Below are 681 nucleotides of genomic sequence, written 5' to 3' on the forward strand. Positions count from 1 at the left end.
TCAGTGGCATGTATGGACGGCCTCCGCGTGGCAAGGGGCAATTTGGCGTTTCTGGCGGATTGGTCGGGTGCAGGCATGTATTCGGCCTTTGATCGCGGCCTATTCATGCCGCTGGCCCTGATGTAGTCCGCTGATTGGATCCCAGACAGGTCAACGCGCTTTCAAGCGGCACCCACTGATCGGGTTTCTCCAATCCCGGTTCGACCGTTCGCCATCACACCATCAGCACCTCACCAATTTCTGCATTCTCTCAGGTTGTCAGAGCCTGCCGGTACCCTCAAAGCGCCCGCCTGTCGCCATCAGTGCCCACACAATCCGCGCCATCTTGTTTGCCAAAGCAACGGCGACGACGTTGTAAGGCTTCTTCACCAGAAGATCGGCCGCCCAACGCGTCGGTGCCGTTTTACCCTTCTTACTGAAGCGAAGGACCGCGTGCGCACCAATGACGAGAAGACGTCGGAGATAGGGATCACCTTGTTTGCTGATCCTCCCGAGACGATCTTTGCCACCCGATGAGTTCTGCCGTGGTACAAGGCCTATCCACGCCGCCAATTGTCGGCCGGATCTGAAGAGAGACGCGTCTGCAACTGTCGCGGCAATCGCACTGGCAGTAATCGGGCCGATTCCAGGGATCGTCTCCAAGCGGCGGCTCAATTCGTTCCCGCGATGCCAAGTGTGAAT

The 681-nt window shown here is 58.1% G+C and carries 1 protein-coding gene; it reads right to left on the bottom strand.

What is annotated here, in order from left to right:
• Positions 1-258: 258 nt before the first annotated feature.
• Positions 259-681 (bottom strand): IS110 family transposase (locus ACCD05_RS31780; RefSeq protein WP_413397652.1); only part of this gene is annotated, 423 nt, incomplete at its 5' end.

The sequence above is a fragment of the Rhizobium sp. Rhizsp42 genome, from assembly GCF_047304155.1.
Taxonomy (GTDB): Bacteria; Pseudomonadota; Alphaproteobacteria; order Rhizobiales; family Rhizobiaceae; genus Rhizobium.